This window comes from Bartonella sp. CL434QHHD (genome assembly GCF_042195145.1).
Lineage (GTDB): Bacteria > Pseudomonadota > Alphaproteobacteria > Rhizobiales > Rhizobiaceae > Bartonella.
The window spans coordinates 159,252-180,352 of sequence record NZ_JBHINT010000011.1 but is presented as its reverse complement, the minus strand read 5'-3'; the positions used below and the strand labels follow the sequence as shown (position 1 = coordinate 180,352).

The 21,101-nt window shown below is 38.0% G+C and carries 18 protein-coding genes and 4 pseudogenes; 14 read left to right on the top strand and 8 right to left on the bottom strand.

Going from position 1 to position 21,101, the window contains the following annotated elements; translation table 11 throughout:
• Positions 1-77 precede the first annotated feature (77 nt).
• Genes ACFILN_RS02115 through rsmA form a run of 3 tightly spaced genes read left to right on the top strand, consistent with a single transcriptional unit; the run spans position 78 to position 2,868 of the window.
• Complete coding sequence (locus tag ACFILN_RS02115) at positions 78-1,034, top strand: SurA N-terminal domain-containing protein (protein ID WP_375612927.1); 957 nt, start codon at positions 78-80, stop codon at positions 1,032-1,034.
• Positions 1,034-2,047, top strand: coding sequence for a 4-hydroxythreonine-4-phosphate dehydrogenase PdxA (gene pdxA / locus ACFILN_RS02110; protein ID WP_273791070.1), 1,014 nt, complete (start codon positions 1,034-1,036; stop codon positions 2,045-2,047). The genes ACFILN_RS02115 and pdxA overlap by 1 nt, the downstream gene beginning before the upstream one ends.
• On the top strand, positions 2,038-2,868 hold the full coding sequence (rsmA, locus tag ACFILN_RS02105; protein ID WP_375630755.1) for a 16S rRNA (adenine(1518)-N(6)/adenine(1519)-N(6))-dimethyltransferase RsmA: 831 nt from the start codon (positions 2,038-2,040) through the stop codon (positions 2,866-2,868). Before pdxA ends, rsmA begins: the two co-directional genes overlap by 10 nt.
• A 29-nt stretch (positions 2,869-2,897) precedes the next feature.
• Here rsmA and gmk read toward each other — a convergent pair whose 3' ends face one another.
• The 7 genes and pseudogenes from gmk to ACFILN_RS02070 all read right to left on the bottom strand — a co-directional run bounded on the left by gmk (position 2,898) and on the right by ACFILN_RS02070 (position 9,307).
• The gene (gmk, locus tag ACFILN_RS02100) at positions 2,898-3,575 is read right to left on the bottom strand and encodes a guanylate kinase (protein WP_375657717.1); all 678 of its coding nucleotides are present in this window, start codon (positions 3,573-3,575) and stop codon (positions 2,898-2,900) included.
• A gap of 299 nt (positions 3,576-3,874) precedes the next feature.
• Positions 3,875-4,983: pseudogene (mltG, locus tag ACFILN_RS02095) on the bottom strand (endolytic transglycosylase MltG).
• A 96-nt stretch (positions 4,984-5,079) separates the two neighbouring features.
• Positions 5,080-6,342 carry a beta-ketoacyl-ACP synthase II gene (gene fabF / locus ACFILN_RS02090; protein ID WP_375637388.1) on the bottom strand — a complete coding sequence of 421 codons (1,263 nt, stop codon included), beginning with the start codon at positions 6,340-6,342 and terminating at the stop codon, positions 5,080-5,082.
• A gap of 101 nt (positions 6,343-6,443) precedes the next feature.
• Positions 6,444-6,680 carry an acyl carrier protein gene (locus ACFILN_RS02085; protein ID WP_004860281.1) on the bottom strand — a complete coding sequence of 79 codons (237 nt, stop codon included), beginning with the start codon at positions 6,678-6,680 and terminating at the stop codon, positions 6,444-6,446.
• A gap of 261 nt (positions 6,681-6,941) precedes the next feature.
• Positions 6,942-7,679, bottom strand: a complete 738-nt coding sequence (gene fabG / locus ACFILN_RS02080; protein WP_375670753.1) for a 3-oxoacyl-[acyl-carrier-protein] reductase — start codon at positions 7,677-7,679, stop codon at positions 6,942-6,944.
• An 18-nt stretch (positions 7,680-7,697) separates the two neighbouring features.
• On the bottom strand, positions 7,698-8,642 hold the full coding sequence (fabD, locus tag ACFILN_RS02075) for an ACP S-malonyltransferase (protein ID WP_273791076.1): 945 nt from the start codon (positions 8,640-8,642) through the stop codon (positions 7,698-7,700).
• 77 nt (positions 8,643-8,719) lie between these two features.
• Positions 8,720-9,307: an undecaprenyl-diphosphatase gene (locus ACFILN_RS02070; protein WP_375625018.1), complete on the bottom strand. Its 588-nt coding sequence runs from the start codon at positions 9,305-9,307 to the stop codon at positions 8,720-8,722.
• Positions 9,308-9,642: 335 nt separating this feature from the next.
• Here ACFILN_RS02070 and rpsF point away from each other — a divergent pair, with 335 nt between their 5' ends.
• The 11 genes and pseudogenes from rpsF (at position 9,643) to ACFILN_RS02015 (ending at position 20,187) form a co-directional block, all read left to right on the top strand.
• Positions 9,643-10,050 carry a 30S ribosomal protein S6 gene (gene rpsF, locus ACFILN_RS02065; RefSeq protein ID WP_273791078.1) on the top strand — a complete coding sequence of 136 codons (408 nt, stop codon included), beginning with the start codon at positions 9,643-9,645 and terminating at the stop codon, positions 10,048-10,050.
• A complete protein-coding gene (gene rpsR, locus ACFILN_RS02060) occupies positions 10,050-10,298 on the top strand; it encodes a 30S ribosomal protein S18 (protein ID WP_375659956.1) in 249 nt (82 codons plus the stop codon). The genes rpsF and rpsR overlap by 1 nt, the downstream gene beginning before the upstream one ends.
• Before the next feature lie 148 nt (positions 10,299-10,446).
• Positions 10,447-11,427, top strand: a complete 981-nt coding sequence (locus ACFILN_RS02055; protein ID WP_375630761.1) for a hypothetical protein — start codon at positions 10,447-10,449, stop codon at positions 11,425-11,427.
• 25 nt (positions 11,428-11,452) lie between these two features.
• Entirely contained in the window at positions 11,453-12,049 is a 597-nt protein-coding gene (gene rplI, locus ACFILN_RS02050) for a 50S ribosomal protein L9 (protein ID WP_273791080.1), read from the top strand.
• Between the two features lie 594 nt (positions 12,050-12,643).
• Positions 12,644-14,186 (top strand): annotated as a pseudogene (locus ACFILN_RS02045) (replicative DNA helicase).
• Positions 14,187-14,192: 6 nt separating this feature from the next.
• Positions 14,193-14,297, top strand: a pseudogene (locus tag ACFILN_RS02040) (hypothetical protein); the annotation flags it as partial.
• Positions 14,298-14,813: 516 nt separating this feature from the next.
• Positions 14,814-15,758: pseudogene (locus ACFILN_RS02035) on the top strand (DnaB-like helicase C-terminal domain-containing protein); the annotation flags it as partial.
• 6 nt (positions 15,759-15,764) lie between these two features.
• Positions 15,765-17,141 (top strand): DNA repair protein RadA, encoded by a 1,377-nt coding sequence (radA, locus tag ACFILN_RS02030; protein ID WP_375630763.1) that lies wholly within the window; start codon positions 15,765-15,767, stop codon positions 17,139-17,141.
• Positions 17,142-17,283: 142 nt separating this feature from the next.
• On the top strand, positions 17,284-17,859 hold the full coding sequence (locus ACFILN_RS02025; protein ID WP_375666857.1) for a CvpA family protein: 576 nt from the start codon (positions 17,284-17,286) through the stop codon (positions 17,857-17,859).
• 82 nt (positions 17,860-17,941) lie between these two features.
• A complete protein-coding gene (gene purF, locus ACFILN_RS02020; RefSeq protein WP_375630765.1) occupies positions 17,942-19,435 on the top strand; it encodes an amidophosphoribosyltransferase in 1,494 nt (497 codons plus the stop codon).
• Positions 19,436-19,437: 2 nt separating this feature from the next.
• Positions 19,438-20,187 carry an SDR family NAD(P)-dependent oxidoreductase gene (locus ACFILN_RS02015; RefSeq protein ID WP_273791085.1) on the top strand — a complete coding sequence of 250 codons (750 nt, stop codon included), beginning with the start codon at positions 19,438-19,440 and terminating at the stop codon, positions 20,185-20,187.
• 70 nt (positions 20,188-20,257) lie between these two features.
• On the opposite strand, the gene pssA is transcribed toward ACFILN_RS02015, so the two are convergent.
• Positions 20,258-21,097, bottom strand: coding sequence for a CDP-diacylglycerol--serine O-phosphatidyltransferase (pssA, locus tag ACFILN_RS02010; protein WP_273791086.1), 840 nt, complete (start codon positions 21,095-21,097; stop codon positions 20,258-20,260).
• Positions 21,098-21,101 lie beyond the last annotated feature (4 nt).

Sequence of the window (21,101 nt, the reverse complement as noted above, 5' to 3'; positions counted from 1 at the left end):
ATCATTGTTTTTATGAAAGAAAGCGTGTATTTTAAGTTGTTGATGAGAATTAATAAACAATGCGAAAGCCTATTTACATGAATAAATTGAAAAAGCGTTTTCTTGCTTTATTTTATATTGCGTCTTTGAGCGTAAGTAGCCTGTTAATAAATGGATTTTTGATTCCGACAGTCTTTGCGCAGACTTCTATTGTTGTTACAGTTAATGGCAACCCCATCACAAATTATGATATACAAAGACGCCTTGCTTTTCTCAGATTACAACAAAAGCAAGGCAATTTGGTGGCACAGGCTAAAAAAGAGCTTATTGACGAAAAGCTAAAAAATATTGAAATAAAACGTCTTAATATTGAAGTAAGCAATGATGAAGTTGATAGAGCTTTTGAGAATTTTGCGACACAAAATAATATGACGATTGATCAGCTCAACCAGATTCTGATCCAAACTGAGATCACAGTGCAACACTTTAAAGATTACATCCGTGGACAAATAGGATGGGGGCGTCTTGTTAGCGCACGCTATCAAGCTGAAACAGGTATGATTAGCGAACAAGAAGCTGTACGCAGAATATTAAAAAATGGTGGTGTAAAACCTTCAACCAACGAATATACATTACAGCGAATTGTTTTTGTCATTCCTGCACATCGTCGTTCAGAGATCTTTGAAAGACGTCAAAGAGAAGCAAGTAATTTTCGCGCACATTTCCGTGGATGTGCCAATGCTCACAATCAAGCAAGAGGTATTTTAGACGTTACTATCCGCCACTTAGGAAAGTTTCTGGAGCCACAACTTCCTAATGCATGGGAACAAGCTATTCTTGAAACGCCTGCTGGAAAAATGACAAAATTACAAGAAACATCTGATGGAATTGAAGCAATTGCTGTCTGCAAAATAAAAAGAGTTTCTGATGATTATGTCGCTCGACTGATATTTTCTCTTCAAGATAGTAAAAAAAGAAGCCCGCAAAAACTTGAAGAATTAAGCGACAAATATTTAGGAGAACTGCGGCGAGTGGCACGCATTCAAAATTCATAATGGCTGCTCTTATTGTTAGTGGTGGTGATCCTGCCGGTATTGGTCCTGAAATAGTATTAAAAGCGTGGAATTTGCGTGTTACGCGCCAAATTCCACCTTTTGTACTTCTTGCTGATCCAGATGTTATTCGTTCGCGCGCTCGTTTTTTACAGATTGATGTTGAGGTGCAATCTGTTTTAAGCAATAATCCTGCAAAAAATTTTCAAAACGCTCTTCCTATCATACCGTTAAAAAACAAACAAAGTGATCAATTAGGTATACCTTCATCGAATAATGCCGCTGGAATTATTGAAGCAATTAAACGCTGTGTTCAATTGATTCAAAATGGCCATGCATGTGCACTTATCACTTGTCCTATTGCAAAAAAGAATCTTTATGATGCCGGTTTTCAATTTCCAGGTCATACAGAATTTTTAGCTGATTTAGCCCATAAAGCTTTTCATAAATACTATCATCCAGTTATGATGTTAGCAGGACCTCGATTAAAAACAGTACCAATAACTGTTCATATTCCATTTAAAAATGTTCCTTCACAGCTTACCCGTGATTTAATTATTCAAACGGTACTTATTACTGAATGTGACTTAAAAACACGGTTTAAAATAACGTCACCCCGACTAGCTGTTGCTGGTCTTAATCCTCATGCTGGAGAAGGAGGTGCAATGGGCAAAGAAGATATTGAAGTTATCACTCCTGCTATTGAATATCTTAAAAAGAAAGGACTCAATATTGCAGGCCCGCTACCTGCCGACACAATGTTCCATGAATGTGCAAGAAAGGCATATGACGTTGCCATTTGTATGTATCATGATCAAGCCCTTATCCCTGTTAAGACACTAGACTTTGACAGCACTGTTAATGTCACGTTAGGTCTACCTTTTATTCGCACGTCTCCAGATCACGGAACTGCTTTTGACATTGCTGATAAAGGGATAGCCTCTCCCGAAAGCTTTATTGCTGCTCTTAAACTTGCAAATCAACTTGCAAAAAATAGTTTAATACCATGCCAATAGATAATCTCCCTCCTCTGCGTGAGGTCATTGATATATATGGATTACAAGCGCATAAATCTTTGGGGCAGAATTTTCTTTTTGATCTTAATTTAACATCTAAAATTGCTCATCAAGCAGGCAATATAGAAGGAAAACCTGTTCTTGAAATTGGTCCTGGTCCTGGAGGTCTCACACGTGCCTTGCTAGCAAAGGGTGCCATTGTAACAGCAATAGAACGCGATGAGCGCTGCATACCGGCTCTCTTAGAAATAGAAAAACACTATCCTAAAAAATTAAAAGTTATTTGTAATGATGCACTAAAGCAAGACTTCTCAAAACTCTTTGAAACAAGCCCAGAAAAACCTCGTATTATTGCAAATCTTCCCTATAATATTGGGACAAAACTCTTATTAAATTGGCTTTTGACTGAACCATGGCCTCCTTTTTATGAATCAATGACATTGATGTTTCAACGTGAAGTTGCCAAACGGATTACAGCTAAACCTCAATCTACTCATTATGGGCGTCTTAGTGTCTTAACTGGCTGGCGTACTACTGCTAAAATTGCTTTCGATGTACCCCCTCAAGCCTTCATACCAATACCTAAAGTAACATCTTCCGTTGTTCATATTATTCCACGAACACAACCTCTTGCCTGCTCTGCACAAAAACTAAGCCTCGTCACAAAAACCGCCTTTGGGCAAAGACGAAAAATGCTTCGTCAAAATCTCAAAACACTTGGAGGTGAAGTGCTATTAGAAAAAGCTGGAATTGATGGAATGCGCCGTGCTGAAACGCTCTCGGTTTCTGAATTTGTAACTCTAGCGCATCTAGTGCTCTAAAAAATACACTTTGTGTTATGAAACCTTTTTTAATCACAACATTTATCGATTTTTTCAGCAATAAGCCCATCAACAAAAGAGCCAAGATAAGAACAACGCTCACGTTTTACGGTTTCAGCTAAATAAATTGATTTAATAAAAGATAAAGACTGATCTAAATCTTTGTTAATCACAACATAATCATAAGAACGCCAATGCTTTAACTCCGTTCGTGCATTTTCCAATCGCAAATTGATGATATCTTGACTATCTTCTGCTCGACGATGTAAACGCGAAACAAGCTCTTTCATTGATGGTGGAAGGATAAAAACAGATACAGTGTCTCCTAGCATCTTTTTTTGCAGCTGCTCGGTACCTTGATAATCAATATCAAATAACATATCATGGCCAGCATTCAATGCGTTTTCAACAGTTTCACGCAAAGTGCCATAATAATTTCCGTGAACTTCTGCCCATTCAATAAATTCATCTCTATCACGCTTATATTCAAACTCTTCCTTTGAAATAAAGTGATAATGTAGCCCATCTACTTCACTAGGACGCCTTTTCCTTGTGGTCATACTTACGGAAAGCTCTAATTGTCCATCTTTTAGAAGTAATCGAGAAATTGTTGATTTACCAGCACCTGAAGGTGAAGAGAGAATAAATAAAAAACCGCGGCGTTGATTTATTTTTATAGCACTCAATTTACTTTCAAAGACTGTCATTACATCACTCTACTTTGTTCATAAATGTTTCTCCAAAATTTGAATTATACATTATCTCAACCTCTCCCCTAATCAATGTGTTTTCTTAGCAATTCTCAATGTTATTTTGCTCTTTTTTGAGATAAGGTATTAGCAGTATATTCACTTCTTTCTTAAATATTTTTATCCATACGCCAATCCCACTTGTGACAGACAAGAAAATGATTTTTTATCATTCTCATAAAAAGTTTAAATAGAAAAATTTTACTATATTTGGGATTCTCATTTACGATGCAAAAAGATGTGTTATCACTATAAATTCAATGTTTTGCCTTTAATTCTCGCCACTTGCGAACATTCATATTATGTTCCTCTAAAGTTCGAGAAAAAACATGCCCTCCTGAACCATCAGCAACAAAATAAAGTGCATCACTGCTTGGTGGATGTGCCACCGCTTTTAAAGAATCCCGACCTGGATTTGCAATAGCCGTTGGGGGCAAACCATTAATTTTATAAGTATTATATGGTGTTTCCTTCTCAAGATCTGAACGATAAATTGCACGACCGGATGGTTTTCCTTTTCCTCCGAAGAGACCATAAATTACTGTTGGATCCGATTGAAGACGCATATGCTTTGTAAGGCGGTTATAAAATACCGCAGCAACCATTGGTCTTTCTGCTGCAATTCCCGTTTCTTTCTCAACAATTGAGGCTAATATAACAAATTCATCAATTGATTTAATGGGTAAATCAGGTGAACGCGTAGCCCATATAGCATGAATTAATTTTGTCTGTCCTTCACGCAACCTGTTTACAATCTCTTTACGCGTTGTTCCCCGAATAAAACGAACAGTATCCGTCATTAAATAACCTTCTGGAGGCAAAATTTTTGGAAGGTCTCCAATCAAAATTTCATTCGCAGCTAATCGATCGAAAACTTGCTGAACCGTTAAACCTTCAGGTACTGTAAATGTATACTCTATAGATTTTCCTTTCACAAGAATATCCATAATATCCTGCATCGAAGCATGAGCTGGAATTAAATATTCACCAGCCTTCAGATGCGTTGTTTTTTGGTGATAACCAACCCCATAAACAAAAATATCTGATGATCGAATGAAACCACGTTTTTCTAGCAATGAAGCAATTTCACGAATTCCGGTACCAGGATGGATAAGAACAATTTGTTCTTCCTCAATTTTTCCCTTTTCTTCAAAAATACTTTTTCCAATATAAAGAGGAATACTTATGGCAAAAAGAATAATCACAATCAGCATAAGAAAAAAATGACCGAGAATGACCAACGGATTACGGACGATAGATGATTTCTTTCGTTTTTTATGTATTAACATGTCATAACTATCTGCTAAATGATTCGAAGAGGAATCACTTACGTCCTTTAATGATTTCCATTTTTCACATCGGACATAACCCCTCAATAGCGATTAAGGATAATATTATAATTTCTCATTCACCTTATAATAAAATAGAAAACTCAAAAGCAAAAATTAAATAAAAATACTTATTATCCCCTAAAACGTCGCATCACCAACGATGCATTTGTCCCACCAAATCCAAAAGAATTAGAAAGAATCGTATCAATCTTTCGTTCACGCGGTTTGTGTGGTACAAGATCGATTTTCGTTTCAATCGATGGATTGTCAAGATTAAGTGTCGCTGGGGCTATATTATCCCGTATAGCTAAAATAGAAAAAATAGCCTCAGCAGCACCGGCTGCACCAAGTAAATGCCCGATAGATGATTTCGTTGATGACATAGAAACTTGTGGTGCATAACTCCCTAAAACACGCTCAACAGCCGCTAGCTCTATGGAATCAGCCATCGTAGATGTACCATGAGCATTAATATAATCAAGTTCACTCACATTCACTTGTGCACGCTTAAGAGCAGCTATCATACTACGCTGAGCCCCTTCACCACTTTCTGAAGGCGCTGTAATGTGGTAAGCGTCACCAGATAAACCATAGCCAATAACCTCAGCATAAATACGCGCTCCTCGTTTTTTGGCATGTTCCAGCTCTTCTAAAACAACAACTGCTGCTCCTTCCCCCATCACAAAACCATCACGATCAGTATCATAAGGACGTGACGCCCGTTCAGGATCATCATTGCGACAAGTAGAAAGAGCTCTACAAGCTGCAAAACCTGCAAGAGATATCCGATTTATCGGAGATTCAGCCCCCCCTGCCACCATGACATCTGCATCACCAAACATAATCAAACGTGCCGCATCACCAATCGCATGCGCCCCTGTTGAACAAGCCGTTACAACAGAATGATTAGGCCCCCGTAAACCATATTGAATAGACACATAACCAGAAGCAAGATTAATCAAACGACCTGGAATAAAAAAAGGAGAAACACGACGTGGGCCCTTATCACGAAGCGTATAACCAGCTTCAACAATACCCTCAACTCCCCCAATTCCCGAACCAATTAACACACCTGTACAAATCTGATCTTCATCACTCTTAGGAAACCATTCGGCATCTGCAAGCGCTTGGTTAGCAGCAGCCATTGCATAAACAATAAATGCATCAACTTTACGTTGCTCTTTAGGTTCCATATACAAATCAGCATTATAAGTCCCCTCTGTTCCATCCCCTAAGGGGATACGCGCAGCAATCTGGCATGGCAAATCTGACACATCAAACTCTGTGATACGTCGGACACCACTTCTTCCTTCAAGAAGTCGTTTCCAACTATATTCAGTATTACCAGCTAATGGAGATACCAACCCTAAACCAGTAACAACAACACGTCTCATAACTTCTAACCTTGAACTAAACTTCACCTCTCAAAGCTCTCTTTTCAAAAGAGCTCCGAAGAATATAGGCAAAAGCAATTCATGCCTTTGCCCTTTAGTAATCACGCAGAAGCTTTATCAATGAACTTGACTGCATCGCCAACTGTGAAAATCGTTTCAGCAGCTTCATCTGGAATTTCTACCCCAAACTCTTCTTCAAAAGCCATAACGAGTTCAACCGTATCAAGGCTATCAGCCCCTAGATCATCGATAAAGCTTGCATTTTCTACAACTTTATCAGCATTAACCCCAAGATGTTCCACGATAATTTTCTTAACGCGCTCTACTGTATCACTCATGTTGAAATCCTCGAATTTATATTTTCCTATAATTTGGTTAACTATATCGGTTCATCTAATCAAGCAATAGATGCATTACTTTAAAAGATTTTAGTAATGATTTAAAACATCCTGTGGATATCCCCTACAAAATGAACCAATCTGACATTCCGACATCAATTGATCAACGACCATATTAAAGAAATAGATGCATCTATCCATTTCAATCGTTACTATCTAAAATAATACAACTCATAAATCAATGTGGAATAAAATAAATACTCAAATCATTGCCATTCCACCATTGATATGGAGTGTTTGACCTGTCGTATAGGCTGCTTCATCGCTTGCTAAATAAACAGCAGCAGCGGCTATTTCTTGCCCACTTCCCATACGCTTCATCGGAATCGCAGCCATAATGGCTTCTTTTTGCTTTTCATTAAGCTTGTCTGTCATTGCGGATTTAATAAATCCTGGAGCAATACAATTGACAGTGATGTTTCGCGAAGCAATTTCTTGTGCCAATGCTTTAGAAAAACCTATCAAGCCTGCTTTTGCAGCACAATAATTCGTTTGTCCAGGGTTTCCCACAACACCAACAACAGATGTAATGTTAATAATCCTTCCATAACGGCGGCGCATCATAGAATGTATTAATTCACGCGTCAAAAGAGAAGCAGCTGTTAGGTTAACTTCTAAAACATCATCCCAGTCTTTATCTTGCATACGCACAAAAAGACCATCCCTAGTGATTCCCGCATTGTTAACCAAAATATCGACACCATCCATTTCTCTTTCTGCAACTTCAGCCAATTGTTTAATCGATTGGCGTTCAGAAAGATTAGCGGGAAATACAAAAATATTCTGCCCTAATTCTGCCGCCACTTCTCTAAGCTTTTCTTCGCGTGTTCCATGAAGTCCAACAATGGCTCCTTGTGCATGAAAGCAGCGTGCAATTGCCTCACCAATTCCTCCCGAAGCCCCCGTTACAAGAGCTTTACGTCCTGTTAATCTAAACATCTTTTAACTCCTTATAGATTAAACGCCGAGCATACCTAGCGCTGATTCTATTTCATCAACTGTTCCAATGGTTACCCCCTTTATATCTTTGTTAATACGACGCGTTAAACCTGTTAATACTTTTCCAGAACCAACTTCAAAAAGCGTATCAACTCCATTAGCAGCGATCCATTCTATTGTTTCACGCCATCGCACCCTCCCAGTCACTTGTTGGACAAGAAGAGTAGTAATACGCTCTGGATTGCTCTCAGGTGCAACAGAAACATTGGCAATCAAAGGAACAATAGGGGACATTTTGTTAACAGTCAAAAGTGCTTTCTTCATGGCATCAGCAGCAGGTTGCATTAAAGATGAATGAAAAGGTGCAGAAACAGGAAGAAGAAGTGCACGTTTTGCACCTTTTGTTGATGCAATCTCTACCGCTGCCTCAACTGCTTTTGCTTTACCGGAAATAACAATTTGCCCACCACCATTATCATTAGCAATCTGACATAATCCTTCTCCAGAAACAGTTTCGCAAATTTCTTCCACAATGTGCTCTTCTAAACCAATTAATGCTGCCATAGAACCTTCACCAACCGCGACAGCAGCCTGCATAGCATTGCCACGAATACGCAAAAGTCTTGCCGTATCTGTGAGAGTAAATGTACCAGCAGCACAAAGAGCCGAGTATTCGCCTAAAGAATGACCAGCAACAAATCTTACCTTTTCTTCTATACGAAGCCCTAATTGTTTCATCACACGAATGACAGCCATAGATACAGCCATTAATGCCGGTTGTGCATTTGCTGTTAACGTTAAAACATCTGCTGGTCCTTCAAAAATGATCTTTGATAATTTCTCACCCAAAGCATCATCAACTTCCTCGAAAACCATCCGTGCGGCAATAAATTGCTCTGTAAGCGCCTTCCCCATACCAACAAGTTGACTCCCCTGCCCTGGAAAAATAAAAGCTGCACCCATTTATCAACTCCTAAAACTGTACAATTAAATTATTTTCTTTTGACCTTATTCATCCGCACAAATCAAGATAAAGCCCTTTATTTAAAACGAATACCACACTTAAAATTATATTTTAAGGGCGGAATTTGATATAAAAACTTAGGGAAATAGGGTGCTATAAACTGAATAACACCCAAACTTATGAGACTTCCTAAAATTGCACCTGCTAAAATATCAAAGGGATAATGTACACCCACAAAGATGCGCGCCCAACAGATCAAACATAAAAATACCGAAGCAAATTTAAAAGCAACTTTGTATCGGTAAAAATAAAAGTTAGCTGCATAAGATGCAATGGTCAAGGCATGATTACTAGGAAAAGAAGCTGTCGCACGATGTTGAATAAGCGGTGTCGTCAGCCCTACCACGAATGGGCGAGGATGAAAATAAAAAAGAGAAATGAGATAACCTATGAAAAGAGCCGCACAAATACTCATGCAAATGCTTAGCACGACACATCGTTCCCTCTCCCCACCACAAAACCACAACGCACAAAGATGGAGAGGAATAATATAAATTAAAAACTTTGCACAAAAAATACTAAAAAAAACTACAATCGACCAAGCGTGATGATTGCCGACAAACATTTCAAAGAGTGTAACATCAATCTGGTTTAAAAAGTCCATTTTTCCCTCCTTTACCTTTATATTACAGTATTATCTTTTTGTAGAAGAAGGAAATATATCAAGATTTAACAAATCAATTTTTTTATGTGCATAAACTTGCTATTTTAAAAGATAACCTGTAAATGTGAAATGTTCGTTGCCGGCACTTTAGCTGGAGGTTGAACGGAGGGCTGTAAAATATCAGTAGGAAATACAATGTTTCCGGCCTCCCGTGTCTCCGCTCTGAGATGTCTCGAATTGTAAACGCGTCCTTTCTTCTTTGGATTTCCAAAAAAGACAAGTCGCAGAGGCTTTGCGCTAAAGCCGGTGAAATTTAATTGAAGAAAGGCAAAACAATGGCTCTTTATGAACATATGTTCCTTGCCCGACAAGACATCGCACCGCAGCAAGTTGATGAACTTTTGAGTCTCTACAAAGGTGTCATTGAAGCGCATGGTGGAAAAGTTGGGCGTATAGAAAATTGGGGACTTCGTCCTCTTGCTTACCGTATTCGTAAAAACCGTAAAGCTTATTATGTCTTGGTCAATATTGATGCACCAGCTTCAGCAATTGCTGAAGTGGAGCGTCAGATGCGCATCAATGAGGATATTTTGCGTTATATGACCATTCGCGTAGAAAAACACGAAAAAGAAAAATCTGCTATGCTCTCACACCTTGATCGCAATAGTCACATTGGACACGATGAAGAGCGTCCTCGTTTTCCACGTCGTCAACGTGAAAATGCTATAGAAGAGGTAGAATGATGACTGATACTAATCAAAACTCTGCACGTCGCCCCTTTCATCGTCGTCGTAAAACATGTCCTTTTTCAGGGACCAGTGCTCCCAAAATTGATTATAAAGACATCAAGTTGTTACAACGTTATATTTCCGAACGTGGGAAAATTGTTCCTTCACGGATTACTGCTGTTAGTCAGAAAAAACAGCGTGAATTAGCTAATGCTATCAAACGTGCTCGCTTTTTAGGTTTACTTCCGTACGTTATAAAGTAAGCGATCAATATGTTATGCAACTGGAGAGTTTCTCCAGTTGCTTTTCTTATATGGTTAAAAATAGCTTGTTGTATCCTATGTTAAGCTATTAAATGTCAAAGTTGGGGTATTGACACGCCTCTAACTGCAGAAAGCAGGACAGCAATAAATGAAAAAAAATCGTACTTATGAGATATTAACCGGTATTTTGGCAGGATTATTTGCTGTTGTGATAGGAATGGCAATCATCAGTGTTGCAAATATCGCGCCCTTTTTTTCTCTTCTTCTTGGCTGCTTTCTTTCATTGCCAATTTTTATTGTTGCGTTCGGTCAAGGAACATTAGCCAGTCTCATCGCCCTCATAAGTGCCACTGTTGTTCTTATCATAACCACTAATACCTATATTGCTCTTGGCTCTATGTTCTTATTTTTCCTTCCTGCTGTCTATGCTTCTTGGCTTCTTGGGCTTGCACGACCAGCGCAAAAAGAAAACGAACTGATATGGTATCCATTATCATCGGTTATTTTTCATTTAACTAATTTTATCGCTCTTATAGCAACTTTCATTGGGCTCTATGTTCAAACCCGTCCATCCACACCCGTCATTGCAAAAAAAATCACCGAAAACATAGCACAAACTCTGCAACAATCACAGTCAATAAAAGAAGCCGATATACGCGCTTTTAGTGAGCTTTTAATGACGCATACAGCAACTTTTACTGCTTTTTCTTTGACTATTTATAGTTTGGTTTTTCTCATTGGTAACCTTTACTTTTCCATGATAGCAGCACAACATATGAAATGGCTGAAAAGACCCCGTGATGATTGGAGCCAAACTCTCCGCCTTCCAATTTCTGGAATTATTATTTTCATTATTGTTTGCATAGCATCGATGATTGAGCTGAGCGCTTCTCTTAACTTGAGTACCCGTGTCTTTAGCACTGCATACATTGTCATCATATTAATTAGCGGTCTAGCATATCTTCACAATATTACAAAAGGGGTAAACGGTCGAATTATTATACTTTCTCTTGTTTATATTGCTATTTTTACAATCGTTTTTACTCCACCTATTGTTTTCATGATGCTTTTGATGGGAATTTGGGCTGCTATTCAATACAATTTTCAATCACGCAAAAAACTCCACTAAATTTATTTGTTCGAAAGGAAAAACTATGGATATTATTTTACTTGAGCGCATTCCTCGTCTTGGTCAGATGGGTGATATTGTCTCAGTTAAAGATGGTTATGCGCGTAATTTTCTCTTGCCTCAAGGTAAAGCTTTACGCGCAAATGAAGCTAATAAAAAACATTTTGAGGTACAACGTGCACAACTTGAAGCACGTAATCTTGAACGCAAAAGTGAAGCGCAAAAAATTGCTGAAAAACTTGATGGACAATCATTCATTGTTGTTCGTTCTGCTGGTGAAACGGGACAACTTTATGGTTCTGTGTCAACACGTGATATTGCTGAAATCATAACAGATGAAGGCTTTTCTATTGGAAGAAATCAAATCGAACTTAATCATCCAATAAAAATGATCGGTCTTCACACTATCACTCTTAGCTTACATCCAGAGGTTCAAATTTCTGTGATTATTAACGTTGCGCGTTCTACCAGTGAAGCACAACGCCAAGCAGAAGGTGAAACTCTCACTTCGGCTAAAGAAATATATAATATTCAAGAAGAATTATTAGAAGAAAGTCAGGAAGAATTATTGGCAGAAGAAATTAATGACAACGATATAAACAGTTCTCATCAAGAAGCTTAATTGCTATTTTTTCTTTGTGTTTTATATTTTTTATTCCATTTTAAATATTGTTCATAAAATACTCACACTTTAAAAGTGAGTATTTTATGGCTATCGTACATAAATAATCTAATTTTTATGAAAGAATTAGAAATATATTATTTAAAGGCATTATATGCCGAGAATGATAATATCACTAAGAGGAAATGTCTTTTGTCTTCCAGCATATAAAGCAAAAATAATTTAAAGTCCTACCCTTAAGGCTAAAGTTTGTATGAGCGTTAAGTTGATTATATCCTCACATGATCTGAAATAATTTCAGTTATAAAAAAATAATTCTACTTACACAGATATTGGAATTTTAAGGTTAAGTAACTTAAAAATACTTAAATTTAGAGTAGCAAAACTTCCACTTTAAAATCACATATTATAAAATAAAATAGATAGACGTTATATAAATAATACACAAATGATAAATGAGGAACGAAAAGAGAGTTTTAAAAAATTATATAATTTTAACTTAAAATGAAGATTTGTCGCTCTATTCTTTTAATTATACGATTTTCAATTTATCGCCTAAAGTAGCTAGACTTAGAATTTTAGTGGAAAAATATTATGGAAGAAACTAACGTTGTTAATGTCAGCTCTTCAAAGAAAGAGGATTCTCCTTCTTTTCGGCAACTTCCGCATAATATTGAAGCTGAACAGGCATTGCTTGGTGCCATCTTTATCAACAATGATTCTCTTGACCGCGTTTCAGATTTTCTAAAACCAGAACATTTTTTTGAACCATTGCATCAAAAAATTTATCATGTTTTATCTCACCTTATTAAAACAGGAAAACGTGTAGATCCAGTTACAATCAAGCCCTATATCCAAATGGAAGAAAAAATTGGAGATATTACTGTATACCAATATGTTGTTCGCTTAGCCACAGAGGCAGTCACTATTATTAACGCTGAAGATTATGGACGCGTCATTTACGATCTTTTTATCCGACGGTCTTTGATTAACCTTGGAACTCAAGTTGTCAATACAGCCTTTGATGCTCCTGTAGAACTCACGCCTACCCAACAAATTGAAACTGTTGAAAATCAGTTATTTGAGCTAGCAGAAAAAGGGAAATATGGAGGTGGATTTGAAAATTTTAATGAGGCTATTAAAAAAGCTATCGATATGGCAAGTGCTGCGAAAAAGCGCTCTTCACAATTATCAGGGATAGCCACCCATATTAAAACACTTGATGAAAAAATGGGAGGATTACAAGCATCTGACTTAATTATCCTTGCGGGGCGCCCTGGTATGGGTAAAACCTCACTGGCTACCAATATTGCCTTTAATATTGCTAATGCTTATAATCGTAATGCCAATATCCAAGAAAATGAAGGCGGCATTGTGGGATTCTTCTCACTTGAGATGTCATCCGAACAGCTTGCAACACGTATTATTTCTGAACAAACAGAAGTCTCTTCTTCTGATATTCGGCGTGGTAATATTTCAGATGAACAATTTTCAAAAATTATTCGTGCGGTGAACCAACTACAAAAGGCACCACTTTATATTGATCAAACTGGGGGAATATCAATTACGCAATTAGCTGCTCGTGCGCGGCGTCTCAAGCGGCAACATGGTTTAGATATCTTGTTTATTGACTATATCCAACTCATGACAAGCAGTTCAAAGCGTTCATCAGAAAATCGTGTCCAAGAGATCACAGAAATTACCACAGGATTAAAAGCATTAGCGAAAGAATTGAATATTCCTATTATCGCTCTCTCTCAACTTTCACGTCAAGTAGAAAATAGAACAGATAAACGTCCACAGCTCTCAGATTTACGTGAATCTGGTTCAATTGAGCAAGATGCCGACATCGTTCTTTTTGTCTATCGCGAAGAATATTATNATTGAGCAAGATGCCGACATCGTTCTTTTTGTCTATCGCGAAGAATATTATCTCAAAAATGAAGAACCAAAGTTAGGTAGCTTGGAACATACAAAATGGCAAGAAATAATGGACAAAGCTTTTGGAAAAGCTGATGTTATTATTGCAAAACAGCGCCATGGGCCGACAGGAATCGTGCCCCTTGCCTTTCAATCTGATTTCACACGATTCAGTGATCTTGCCGATAGCAATTATCTTCCAGAGCAAATTGGTTAAATCAATATGGTGCGTAATCGTATTCAATTTATCTGTAAAAATTGTGGAACTGTCCATTCTCGTTGGGCTGGGAAATGTAGCGCCTGTGAAGAATGGAATTTTTTTATAAAAGTTATTTTTCGATGATTTTGGCCGTCATTATTTGCTATCTAAAAAGCTCTTGAACAATATTAATCTTAATAATATGAGAAGATAATACATCTTTTAGTGTTGCAAGTAGGATACATATATCCAAAATCTATAGCTAATCTAAATCTTTCTATATTGTTCCTTCTTTAAAAAAACTCCTTCTCACAAGATACTCATTTTCTTGTTTTTAAATCCAAAAGTAATTGCTGCTGTTGTGCAAGGCTGACTATTATGTAGAATATCAGAAAATTTCCTCTTTATTGGATAATCTCTAACCTTTTAACAAAAATATTTTCTAATCTATCTGAAAAATTACCCTAATCACCGCAATATAAAAAAACAAGCAGTGTTTTAAATACTACAGCACAGAGAAAATTCTACAACATGCAAAATATTCTTGATATAAAATTGCATAAAAACTGATATCTAACAAAAGGAAAGTGTATAATTATGCTAGAAAAAAAAGAAGACTGCGATAGTAGATTTGACAGTCTTGATGAAGCTATCAAAAGAGTTGTTGATATAGCAAGTGCTGCAAAAAAGCGCTCTTCGCAAATATCAGGGATAGCGACTCATATTCAAACACTTGATGAAAAAATGGGAGGATTACAACCATCCGACTTAATTATCCTTGCGGGGCGCCCTGGTATGGGTAAAACTTCACTTGCTACCAATATTGCCTTTAATATTGCCAATGCTTATAATCATAATGGTAATATCCAAGAAAATGAAGGCGGTGTTGTAGGATTCTTCTCACTTGAAATGTCCTCAGAGCAGCTTGCAACACGTATTATTTCTGAACAAACGGAAGTCTCTTCTTCTGATATTCGACGTGGTCATATTTCAGATGAACAATTTTCAAAAATTATTCGTACGGTAAATCAGCTCCAAAAGGCACCCCTTTATATTGATCAAACTGGAGGAATATCAGTTTCACAACTGGCTGCCCGTGCTCGGCGTCTCAAGCAAAAACATGGTTTGGACGTCTTAATTATTGATTATATCCAACTCATGACAAGTGATTTAAAATACACATCTGAATATCGTATTCAAGAAATCACTGCAGAATTAAAAGCCTTAGCTAAAGAATTAAATATCCCTATTATTGCTCTTTCACAACTTTCACATCAAGTTGAAAACAGAACAGATAAACGCCCAAAACTTTTAGATTTAGGTGGATTTGGTTCTATTGAGCAAGATGCCGACATCGTTTTATTTGTCTATCGTGAAGAATATTACCTCAAAAATGAAGAACCAAAGTTAGGTAGCTTGGAACATACAAAATGGCAAGAAATAATGGACAAAGCTTTTGGAAAAGCTGATGTTATTGTTGCAAAACAACGTCATGGACCGACAGGAATCGTGCCCCTTGCCTTTCAGTCTTCTTTCACACGATTCAGTGACCTAGAAGATATTGATTATCTTCCAGAGCAAATTGGTTAAATCAACATGGTGCGTAATCGTATTCAATTTATCTGTCAAAATTGTGGAACTGTCCATTCTCGTTGGGCAGGAAAATGTAGTGCTTGTGGAGAATGGAATTCCCTTATCGAAGAAAATATAAATGGCGGCATAGGAAGTGGTCCTAAGCAGAATACGCGTAAAGGACGCATCGTTGCCCTTACATCTCTTTCTGGAGATATCCAAGATGCTCCACGTATTTATTCTGGTATTGCGGAACTTGATCGTGTTACCGGTGGGGGCTTTGTCCGTGGATCGGCACTCCTTGTTGGAGGTGATCCGGGTATTGGTAAATCAACATTGCTGACACAAACAGCTGCTGCTTTATCACGTAAAGGATATAATGTCATCTATGTTTCAGGTGAAGAGGCTATTGCGCAAATTTGTCTGCGCGCACAAAGGCTTGAAGCTAACAATACAGAGGTGAAACTTGCTGCTGAAACCAATGTTGAAGATATTCTGGCAACCTTAAGCGAACATAAAAACCTTGATATGGTGATTATCGATTCGATTCAAACCCTATGGTCAGATACAGCAGATTCAGCACCTGGCACTGTCACACAAGTACGTATCGGTGCTCAGGCAATGATCCGCTTTGCCAAGAAAACAGGAGCCGCCGTTGTTCTTGTTGGGCATGTTACAAAAGATGGACAAATTGCTGGTCCTCGGGTCGTTGAACATATGGTTGATGGCGTTCTCTATTTTGAGGGTGAAGGAGGACATCATTATCGCATTCTTAGAACTGTAAAAAATCGCTTCGGACCAACAGATGAAATTGGTGTCTTTGAAATGTCTGATAAAGGATTACGCGAAGTGATAAATCCATCCGAATTGTTTTTAGGAGAACGTAATGAAAAAGCCCCAGGCGCTGCTGTTTTCGCCGGTATGGAAGGAACACGCCCGATACTCGTAGAAATTCAAGCGCTTGTTGCTCCTTCTTCCCTTGGGACACCAAGACGTGCGGTTGTCGGATGGGATGGAAATCGTCTTTCTATGATTCTTGCCGTTTTAGAAGCCCATTGTGGCATTCGTTTTGGACAGCATGATGTCTATCTGAACGTGGCAGGTGGCTATCGCATATCAGAACCCGCTGCTGATTTAGCTGTAGCCGCTGCTTTGGTATCTTCTCTTGCCAATATCGCATTGCCAACGGATTATGTCTATTTTGGTGAAGTCAGTCTTTCAGGAGCTACCCGCGCTGTTGCACATTCAGCACAGCGCATAAATGAAGCCAAAAAACTCGGCTTTCAAGGAGCCTTTCATCCCACAACAACAACCGAAATGATGAAGTCGCTCAACTTTAAACAAAAAACTTTCTCCGACCTTCCCGAACTCGTTGCTACTCTTACCGTAAGTAAAAAATGATCTGCACCACAGATATGATAATATAGAAAAAACTCTATAACATACAAAAGATCCTTGCTATAAGAACAAAAAATGGCATAACAAAAAATATATTTGCACACAGACTTAAAAGAACGCAACTTTATGTATAAGGAACAAACAAATGATCATAACAATCCTTGATGGAATTGTCGTAGTAATCATCCTGTTGTCCGCTTTTCTTGCTATGCTTCGAGGATTTTCACGTGAAGTGTTATCGTTGATTTCTTGGGCAGTTGCAGCTGTTACGACACTGTTTTTATTCAAACCTGTCTTACCTTTCTTTGAACAATATCTCTCTAATAAAATGATTGCATTGATCACAACATTGGTCACAATTTTTATTATTGTTCTCATTATTACTTCAATTATTACAATGAAGATCTCTGATTTTATTATTGATAGTCGAATTGGTATCCTTGACCGTGCTATTGGTTTTATTTTTGGAGCACTTCGTGGTTTACTTATCATGGTCATCGGTATGTTGCTGATTAATGCACTGATTAAACCCGAGCTTCAAGCGAATTGGTTAAAAAATGCAAAAACAAGGCCCATTTTAGATTCATTGGGACAAAAAGTTTGGGAAATACTCCCAAAAGATATTGGATCTGTTCTCGAAAAGGCTGAAAATTTGTTTAAAGACAGCAATAAACATACGTATGAGCAACACTCTCATGAAAAGATAATTTTCAAAAAATAGAGAATAGTTTTTCATGAGGAAAGAGAACTAAATGATGTAAAATGTGATATTAATGATTCCTCCATATCACAACTGAAAGAATATGATGATAAAAAGCGATGTTTTCTGTCAAGAATTTTCATTAGATGATGATACCCTTCATGAAGAATGTGGAGTTTTTGGTATTCTTGGGCATGAAGATGCCGCAACATTAACAGCTCTTGGACTCCACGCACTTCAGCATCGTGGGCAAGAAGCAGCTGGGATTGTTTCTTACCATAATAAAATATTTCATCAAGAAAAGCATTTAGGTCTTGTTGGTGATCACTATACAAACCCTGCAACACTTGCGCGCTTACCAGGAAATCGTGCTATTGGACATACCCGTTATTCAACAACTGGAGAAGTGGCATTACGCAATGTTCAACCCCTTTTTGCTGAATTGAAAGTTGGAGGTATTGCTATTGCACATAATGGTAATCTTACCAATGGTCTCACATTACGCCGTGAACTCATCGCTTCTGGTGCTATCTGTCAATCAACGTCAGATTCAGAAGTTTTTCTCCATCTTATTGCCCGCTCACGTTATGAATCGTCCTCTGATCGTTTTGTTGATGCGATTCGGCAAGTAGAAGGTGGGTATGCTATGTTAGCGCTTACACGTACAAAGCTTATTGCGGCACGCGATCCAACAGGAATTAGACCTCTCGTGATGGGGGAACTTGATGGTAAGCCTATCTTTTGTTCTGAAACTTGTGCTCTTGATATTATTGGAGCAAAATATGTCCGTGATGTTAAAAATGGAGAAATCATCATATGTGAAATACAAAAAAATGGGGAAATTACGAAAAAAATTATAAAACCAGAAAATACAAAACCAGAAAAACTTTGCTTGTTTGAATATGTTTATTTTGCCCGCCCAGACTCAATCGTTGGAGGACGTAGTGTTTATACAACACGCAAAAATATGGGAATCCATTTAGCACAGGAAGCCCCTTGTGAGGGTGATGTTGTGGTTCCTGTTCCTGATGGAGGAACGCCTGCCGCAATTGGCTATGCACAAGAAATTGGAATTCCCTTCGAGCTTGGTATTATTCGTAATCACTATGTTGGCCGCACTTTTATCGAACCAACACAACAAATTCGCGCTTTTGGCGTCAAGTTAAAACATTCGGCAAACCGTCCTGTGATTGAAGGAAAACGTGTTATTCTGGTTGATGACTCTATTGTACGTGGAACAACATCCCTTAAAATTGTACGAATGCTTCGCGATGCAGGAGCAAAAGAAGTTCATATGCGCATTTCTAGCCCTATGATTTTTTATCCTGACTTTTATGGTATTGATACACCTAAAGCTGAAAATCTTTTAGCAAATCAATATCCAGATTTAAAATCTATGTGTGATTTTATTGGAGCGGATTCATTAGAATTTCTTTCAACGGATGGATTATATCTTGCTGTAGCAGGGGAAAAACGGAATAACGCCGATCCACAATTTACTGACCATTATTTTACTGGATATTATCCTACGCATCTGGTTGATCAAGAAAATCTCTCCAAAATTCATCAATCATCTGTTCTTAAAACAAGAGATTAATGATGGCAAAATGTGATTTTAGTCTCCATGGGCGTGTGGCACTTGTTACTGGCGCATCAAGAGGGATTGGCTATTATTTGGCACTCGAGCTTGCTGCACGCGGGGCTCATATTATTGCTCTTGCACGAACAGTCAGTGGACTTACTGAATTAGATAATCAAATCCGAGAAAAAGGAGCTCATGCAACCCTTGTTCCCCTTGACTTGCATCATATGGAAAACATCGATACTCTTGCTATCTCAATTGCCAAACGCTGGAAAAAACTTGATATTATCGTTGCAAACGCAGGAATTCTTGGAACACTCTCACCAATAGCGCATATAGAAAACACGGTATTTGAAGATGTTTTTCAAATAAATCTTTTCAGCCAATGGCGCTTAATGAAAGCCGTTGAGCCTTTATTACGTGAATCTGATGCTGGACGAGCCATCCTGTTATCCTCAAGCGTTGCGCATGCTGCGCGCCCTTTCTGGGGAGCTTATGCAGCCTCTAAAGCGGCTTTAGAGGTGATTGCCCGTTGTTGGGCAGAAGAACTCAAACAAACCCCTATTAAGATTAATTGTGTCAACCCTGGTGCCACACGCACTGCCATGCGCGCTGAAGCTATGCCTGGTGAAGATCCACAAACTCTGCCTTCACCACAAGAGGTCGCAAAAAAGATCGTACATTTGTTATCACCTGATTTAAAGGAAACTGGAAAACTCTTTAATGTCCATAAAAATCGGTTTGTAAATTATCACATACCTGATTGATCATCATATGAGAAGTAAATCGTTTGACTCTCTCTTTTTTCTGTGCTCTTCGACAGAAGCATGAAGCACTTTATGATTCTTGGATAGCTTTAGCATCAGCCTTTTTCTCTTCTAAAGTAGCACGTTTATTATAAGCGATAAAACTACAGGGGAGAAAAATCATATAGCTAACAGCTGTAATCAATAAAGTTTCCCATGTGTAAGTCGCAAGAAAACCGACATAAATAACAATGACCAACATGCACGGTATAACGATATCGCGCCTTAAATTTTGATCAATTGTTTTTGCATTCCATACCGGTAAACGACTAATCAAAAGAAAAGCAATAATTACAGTATAAAGACTAAAAAATAATGCCCACCCCCAATTGGGAACCAAACCAAGAGTGCCTAAATAGGTAGGCAATAAAAGTAATAATGCTCCTGCTGGTGCTGGAACACCAACAAAATAACTTTTCTGCCACTTAGGTATATTGGGGTTATCTAACATCACATTAAAACGTGCTAATCGCAAACAACAAGCAACACAATAAACAAGAGCAGCAACCCAACCAATGTGATTTGCTTGATTCAAGATAAAAGAATAAACAATGAGTGCAGGGGTAACACCAAAATTTATAACATCAGCAAGAGAATCCATCTGTGCCCCAAAAGATGAACTACCATCTATTAAACGGGCAATGCGACCATCAGCACCATCTAAAACTGCGGCCAAAAGCACCATTAAAATAGCAGCTTCATAGCGATGTTCAAAAGCCAAACGAATACTGCTCATCCCTGCACAAATTGCTAAAATAGTAATGATATTGGGAATGACATACCGCATCGATGTAGGTGAACGCCGCCGATTTGCACCTTCATCATGCTGCCCCTCAGGATTGAATGAAGAAAATGGCGAAAAATTTTTCATTGTG